The 6,563-nt window shown below is 66.7% G+C and carries 8 protein-coding genes; 5 read left to right on the forward strand and 3 right to left on the reverse strand.

The features are described from left to right. From AB0J68_RS23970 to AB0J68_RS23980, 3 genes are all read left to right on the forward strand, one after another. Window positions 1-610: substrate-binding domain-containing protein (locus tag AB0J68_RS23970; protein WP_363940528.1), on the forward strand; the 610-nt coding region annotated here is incomplete at its 5' end. A gap of 106 nt (window positions 611-716) precedes the next feature. Next, window positions 717-1,667, forward strand: a complete 951-nt coding sequence (locus AB0J68_RS23975) for a Fic family protein (RefSeq protein WP_363940529.1) — start codon at window positions 717-719, stop codon at window positions 1,665-1,667. 16 nt (window positions 1,668-1,683) lie between these two features. Next, window positions 1,684-2,511, forward strand: a complete 828-nt coding sequence (locus AB0J68_RS23980; RefSeq protein ID WP_363940534.1) for a recombinase family protein — start codon at window positions 1,684-1,686, stop codon at window positions 2,509-2,511. Between the two features lie 204 nt (window positions 2,512-2,715). Here AB0J68_RS23980 and AB0J68_RS23985 read toward each other — a convergent pair whose 3' ends face one another. Further along, window positions 2,716-3,330, reverse strand: a complete 615-nt coding sequence (locus AB0J68_RS23985) for a suppressor of fused domain protein (protein ID WP_355066800.1) — start codon at window positions 3,328-3,330, stop codon at window positions 2,716-2,718. Between the two features lie 91 nt (window positions 3,331-3,421). Here AB0J68_RS23985 and AB0J68_RS23990 point away from each other — a divergent pair, with 91 nt between their 5' ends. Next, complete coding sequence (locus AB0J68_RS23990) at window positions 3,422-4,492, forward strand: integrase core domain-containing protein (RefSeq protein ID WP_363940530.1); 1,071 nt, start codon at window positions 3,422-3,424, stop codon at window positions 4,490-4,492. A 560-nt stretch (window positions 4,493-5,052) separates the two neighbouring features. On the opposite strand, the gene AB0J68_RS23995 is transcribed toward AB0J68_RS23990, so the two are convergent. Continuing rightward, window positions 5,053-5,193 carry a hypothetical protein gene (locus AB0J68_RS23995; RefSeq protein ID WP_363940531.1) on the reverse strand — a complete coding sequence of 47 codons (141 nt, stop codon included), beginning with the start codon at window positions 5,191-5,193 and terminating at the stop codon, window positions 5,053-5,055. A gap of 406 nt (window positions 5,194-5,599) precedes the next feature. After that, the gene (locus tag AB0J68_RS24000; RefSeq protein WP_363940532.1) at window positions 5,600-6,124 is read right to left on the reverse strand and encodes a hypothetical protein; all 525 of its coding nucleotides are present in this window, start codon (window positions 6,122-6,124) and stop codon (window positions 5,600-5,602) included. 45 nt (window positions 6,125-6,169) lie between these two features. Here AB0J68_RS24000 and AB0J68_RS24005 point away from each other — a divergent pair. Continuing rightward, window positions 6,170-6,563, forward strand: a 394-nt coding sequence (locus AB0J68_RS24005) for a hypothetical protein (protein ID WP_363940533.1), incomplete at its 3' end; no start/stop codon positions are given.

Raw genomic sequence — 6,563 nt, forward strand, 5'->3', positions numbered from 1 at the left:
GCTCGCGCGGGCCGCGACCGAGCACCTGCTGGAGCTGGGGCACGCGACCGTCCATCACCTGGCCGGCCCGCAGCGGTGGTATTCGGCACGGGACCGTCTCGCCGGCTGGCGCGAGGCGCTGCGAGCCCACGGCGCGGACGAGCCGCCGGTCGTCGAGGGCGACTGGTCGGCCGCGTCCGGCTACGCGGCGGGCCGGGAACTGGCCGGCGACGGCACCGTGACCGCGGTGTTCGCCGCGAACGACGACATGGCGATCGGTCTCATCCGCGCGCAGCTCGAGGCCGGGCGCCGGGTGCCCGAGGACATCAGCGTCGTCGGGTTCGACGACATCCCGGTCGCCGCCTACGTCACTCCCCCGCTCACCACCGTGCGGCAGCCGTTCGACGAGGTCGCGCGGCAGGGCCTCGCGCTGCTGGTACAGGTCATCGAGAAGCCGGACGTCGAGCTTCCACCGGCGGCCGACCAACCGGTCGAGCTCGTCGTCCGCGCCTCGACGGCGCCACCACCGCCCCGGCCGATCCCGGGACCTGGCCGCCGGGAGATTCCCCATGCCCACGGTGGCCCGCACGGTCAGCCCGCCGGCAGCGAAGTCCCATCCACCCGGCCCTGATCAGCGTCGATCTGTCCACCTACGGCGGCACGTCACCCGAGGCCCGCACCGGCCGTCGCTGAGGAGCGGCGCCATCCAGGGCTCGAATTCGATCGAGGGCTACCAGGTGTCTCTGGACGACGCCGCCGCGGCCGTCGCCGGCGACGAACCGGTAGAGACGAGCCCGCAAACCTGGGAGGTCATCACCGGCTACCGCGACGCCCTGACCTACGTGCAACAACTCGCCCGCTCACGCGAGTTCACCTGGCAGCACATGCTGCTCAACGCGCTGCACTTCATGATGCTCCGCCATGACCTCAGCAAGTGGCCGGGCCGCTACCGTCCAGGAGACATCCACATCGACGAGGCGCACACCGGCCGACGCGTCTACACCGGGCCAGACGCCGACGACGTCCCGTCGCTGATCTCCGAGCTGATCGACTGGTTGGCCGACGGCGAACCGGAGACACCGCTGCTCGTCCGGGCATCCATGGCTCACCTGAACCTGGTCAAGATCCATCCCTGGCGGGACGGAAACGGCCGAATGTCCCGGTGCCTCCACACCCTCGTACTCGCCCGCGACGGCGTCCTCGCCCCTGAGTTCTCCTCCATCGAGGAGTGGCTCGGCGTCGGCCGAAACACCTACGCCTACTACGACGCGCTCGGTGAGGTCGGCGGCCCGACCTGGCAGCCCGACAACGACACCAGCAAGTGGATCCGATTCTGCCTGAGCGCCCACCACCAACAAGCCCAACTGGTCCGGCAACGCCTCGACCAAGCCGCGCAGCTCTGGGAACTGCTGGACACCTGGGTCCGGCGCAACGGGCTGCCCGAGCGGGTTGTTAGCGCCCTACACCTCGCCGCGACCGGCGGTCGAGTACGCCGCACCCTCTATCAACGCGACGAGAACCTCACCGACGACCAAGCAACCCGCGACCTTCGCGCCCTCGTCCGGGCGGACATGCTCGAACAGCACGGCGAGACCCGAGGCAGGTTCTACCTCACCTCGCCGACACTCCGCGACCTCGCCGCCCCCGCGCTGCGCCCAAAGGAAATCATCGACCCGTACCGACGGTGAAGCGCAAGCCCCGGCACTGCGAGTCCGCGCCGGTCAGCCGCCCGACCCTGCCACCGCACCCCACGTACGGTGGATCTTCGAGCAGCGGCTCGCCGGCCGGAGCGTGGCCAGCATCGCCCGCGCCCTCAACGACAACGGCGTCTTGTGCCCGTCCGGCGTCGACCCAGCGCGTAACCCCCACCGCAGCGGCCGCCAATGGATGCTCACCACTGTCGCGGCGATCCTGGCCAACCCCCGCTACACCGGGCGGCAGGTCTGGAACCGTCAACGCACCGACCGTGATGCCCTCCCTGACAAGGGAACCTTCGATCGACACCACGAGATCCAACGATGGAGCGCCTCCACCGACTGGGCCATCTCCCGCGAAATCGCACACACTCCGCTGGTCAGCGAAGAACACTTCGTCGCCGTCCAGGCAATCCACACCGCACCGACCCCAGCCGACGGCATCCCCCGCTGCTACGTGTTGGCCGGACTGATCTGCTGCGGCGTCTGCGGCCGAATCATGGACTCCCACTGGGTCCACGACCGTGCCAGCTACCGATGCCGACACGGCAACACCAGCACCCGACCCACCTCATCAAGACGACAGAAGACCCTCTACGTCCGAGAGGACCATCTCCTAAACAGGATTCGCCACCACAGCTGCCTGCGTCGGCACCACCCGGCGATGCGCGACCAGGATCCAGACAGCGTCGCCGGCTACCTGCGACTCAACAACATGATCATCGTGTGCGACCACGACGCCTGGACCATCGAAACTGACACGGAGGTCTTCCCGCCCGAGGTCATGGCCGCCCTACGCAACGCCGCCATCGGTGCCCCCTGCGCACCGCCGGAATAGCCAACATCGCCGCCGCCAACCGGCATCACGCCCGCGACAGCACCCGCCCGCTGGCACTGCTCGGCATCACCTGACGACTTTGCCGGGGCCCTGGGTTGGGGCCGGTGCGACGGATGGGAGCGCCCTCCTTCGTCAACGAGCCGTGGCAACCCAGTGCGACGCCAGGGAGAAGATCAGAGATGACGAATGAACGGGCCGTGACTCCTACGTGAGGCCGTGCCCACGAATACGCAGTGCCGACCGCCGAAGGTCGGAAACGTCGACGTCCTGTTCATCAAGGACATCAAAGAGATGCTCGGGCCCTCGGGACGCCAGAAGGTCAGCCTCCACCTCGTAGGCCGGTACCAACAGGCAAAAGTTGGTTTCGCCCGTAGGGCCGGTTGCGAACTGGAAATCTTCCTCGAAGAGGGCCGCCGGGGTAGGTAGGAGAAACCTCATCCCGGAGCTGGACGGCACGTCGACGTCCAGGCGAACGGGCTCGTCCCACGAAAGGAGTCGCCCCTGCTGCGCGTAACGCGCCGCGCAGGACATCACAAAATCCAGCATATCGGGGCCCATGAATTGGCCGTCCAACACGAAGAGCAACTCTTGAGCATAACCGTCCCGACGAGCCCAGCCGTGCTGGCGGGCGAGGCTGGCCAACCCATCCGTGACCATGGTCACCTGGCCGTCGTTGGGCACCTCGGCGAATCCGTGAAGACGAATCACAGCCCCATCAGGAAGAGCCTCATTAAGGGTGCTGAAGGGTTTGCCGAGAAATTGGCGGAGATGACTTTCGACGTCCTGCGGTTCCGCCTTCTGGCGGCCAAACTTCACCATGATCGCCCCATTCTGTTCGCTCCCTAGGCTTGTACGGTGCCAAAACTCGTCGCACAGCGCGTGAGCTGTTGTTTCGCGACGGTGACGCATCATGGCAGGCGTGTTGGTTCGGCTGCTGTACCTGAGTGCGGTGCGGGTGTTCGGCTGGTTGCCGCGGGCCACGCGTAGCGAGTCGGCGATGGTCGCCGAGCTGTTGGTGCTGCGCCATGAGGTGGCGGTATTGCGGCGTCAGGTCGGTCGGCCGCGGCTGTCGTGGCCGGAGCGGGCGGTGTTGTCCGCGCTGGTCCGGGCGTTGCCGCGGGAGTTGTGGAAACATCGGATCGTCACCCCGGCCACCCTGCTGGCCTGGCACCGCCGCCTGGTCCGCAGGCGTTGGACCTACCCGAACCGTCCCGGACGACCACCGATCAGCGACGATCTGCGGGACCTGGTCTTGCGGCTGGCCAGGGAGAATCCCGGCTGGGGGCATCGGCGCATCCAAGGTGAACTCGTCGGGCTCGGCCATCGGGTCGGCGCCGGCACCATCCGTCGCATCCTCGCCGGATCGAGGGTCGGTCCCGCCCCGCGTGAGATCGACACTAGTTGGCGGACGTTCCTGCGCGTTCAGGCAGCCGGGTTGCTGGCTACCGACTTCTTCCATATCGACACCGTCACGCTGCGGCGGCTGTATGTGCTGTTCGTCATGGAGATCACGACCCGGCGGGTGCACATCCTCGGCGTCACCGAACATCCGACTGCTGGCTGGACTACCCAGCAGGCCCGCAACCTGGTGCTGGACCTCGGCGATCGGATGACACGGTTCCGGATCCTGATCCGCGACCGCGACGCCAAGTTCACCGCGTCGTTCGACGCCGTGTTCGCCGCCGAAGGCATCAAGGTGGTGAAGAATCCTCCACGTACGCCTCGGGCGAACGCCTTCGCGGAACGCTTCGTGCGCAGCGTCCGGGCCGAGTGCACCGACCGGGTACTGATCTACAACGAACAGCACGCCCGCACCGTGCTCCGCGCCTACGAGGACCACTTCGACCGGCACCGGCCACACCAGAGCCTGAACCAGCATCCACCCGACTACGACCCCGGCGCGGTCATCGCGATCGAAAGGCCGATCCGCCGGCGACGGGTTCTCGGTGGCGCGATCAACGAATACCGCCGAGCCGCTTGATCCACTCGCAAATCCCCAGGTCACGAATGCGAAGCACAGTTTTGGCACAGTACAGGACCGATCGGCGATCCGACCACGCGAATCGAGCGTTGCCAGTCCATAGAGGGCTGTACGGCTTCGAGTGACTGCAAGACTCGGAAGCGGTAGCGGAGGACACCTCATGGCTGCCGCAGGGGTGCCAGGAGCCACGCCCACGACCGGTGCCGGACTCGGCAGGACAACGGCGGGGATCACTGAAGAGCCGCCGCGCGTCAGCGCGGGGCTCGCCCGCCGCTGATCACTGAGAGTAGCGCCAGACGCTACATCGGATGGGTTTCGGCGGTGGTCAAGCATCCTTGACCACCGCTACGTCTACGTCGCACATATGAGACGTACTCGTGTCCGAGGGGGGACACGGCCCATTGCCCCACCGTCGATGACGCTCAGCGCAATTCTGAAGCTCGCGCAAGTCTAGCCGTGGTGGTGACCTCTTCGGGCGCGGTGAGCACTTCGCCGACCTGAACCCAATCTGCCCGTTACCTCCGGAGTCCAAGGCGGCACCAGGCGGCAGGGCGAGATAGTCAGGTGTTGTGGGTCATGTCTTCGATGAGTTGGATGAGCCGTTCGGTGGCGGCCCGGACGAGGCCGGAGACCACGCCACCGACGGCCGTTGTGGTCAGAGGGTGGCGCTTGTTGTCGGGATCGCCTGGGAGTTGTGGCATCGCGTGCACCTCGCCAGAGGGAACGCCTGGTGAGCGGGCACCGCTTGTTCCTCCGCTATGGGGTTGGCTTTGAGACGTCCACTTCCGTGGCGATGAGTGTCGGCGGGTGCCCGCTTTGGACGAGGTGCGAGATGCCGAACGGTTACAAGTTGTGAGGAGACGCGACAGACGCGTCGGCCCCGGAAGGCCACGAAGGTTGACCCGTCTGAGGGGCCGGCCCGAGAGCGCAGCGAAGCGACGAAAGATCTTGCACCAATGATCCATGCGAGAAGCGTGTGGTCCTGCAGGGCCGATGGGCTGTGCTCAGTTGTCATCTGTCGTGGACCCGGTGCGCTAGCCCTGCGGCCGGAGCACATCGCAAGCACATCGCTATGGTGAGGCGGTGCGCCCCTCCCTGACGGATCGTTCAGAATGGCCCGAGAGTGGGCCATGGCGGCGGCTGCTTGAGGTCTTCGATGTGGTCCGGGTAGAGAGTGGCGGCAGGAGCCTTCGCGCGATCGGCGAGCGAATGCATTTGGCCCACAGTCGGATCAACAGACTGCTGCGCGGTCAGAGCCTGCCAGTGGACGGCCAGCAGGTCCGCAGCCTGGTCGCGGCGCTTGGCGGCGGCGCTGACGAGCAGGACCGAGCCGTACGCCTCTATCAACAGATCGAGGTGCCACGCCCAACCGGGCTCGCGAGGAGATGGATCCTGGCCGGGCAGAGCGCCCAGGAGCATTTCCATCGGCGCGGCCGAGGGCAACGCAATCTGGGCCATTCCGGCGATATATTCAAGGGTCGGGAAGCGGCCATTCGCACTGTTCGTGAGTGGCGGCCGACCGGTCGGCCGCTTGTCGTGATCGGTGCACCTGGCGCTGGGAAGTCCGCTGTCATCGGTCGTGTCGCTATTGATCTTGCTGCCGGCGAGGCTGAGCCCGGACTGGTGTTCCATTGCCGTGGTGCTTCTCGGGCCGAGTTTCGGGCGCAGGTTGCACGGTTGGCTGGTCTCGATACGTCGGCCCCTTACTCCGACGTGATTGACTCGCTCGCCGGAGGCCAGACGATCCTGGTTGATGCCTTGGACGAGGCCGACGGCCCGGTGGAACGGACCGGTATAGCCGAGGACCTGGTCGAGTTGTCGGCGTTGCCGTCGATGCGGGTCGTGGTCGCGACTAGATCTGTGTCTGTTGCCGATGCCGGTGGGCCGGATGCGCTGCTTTCCTCGCTCCTGGTCACATCGTCGGCCAGTCCCGCCGTCGTGAATCTTGATGACGACCGCTACTTCCATCCGGCCGATCTTCGGCAGTTCGCGCTAGCCCTGCTGTGCCAGGACGGCGCTCCGCATCCGGGCCCGGCCGAAGCGGCCTGGATGGGCTATCGAGCCGATCCAG

Source organism: Micromonospora sp. NPDC049580 (assembly GCF_040675595.1).
GTDB lineage: Bacteria > Actinomycetota > Actinomycetes > Mycobacteriales > Micromonosporaceae > Micromonospora.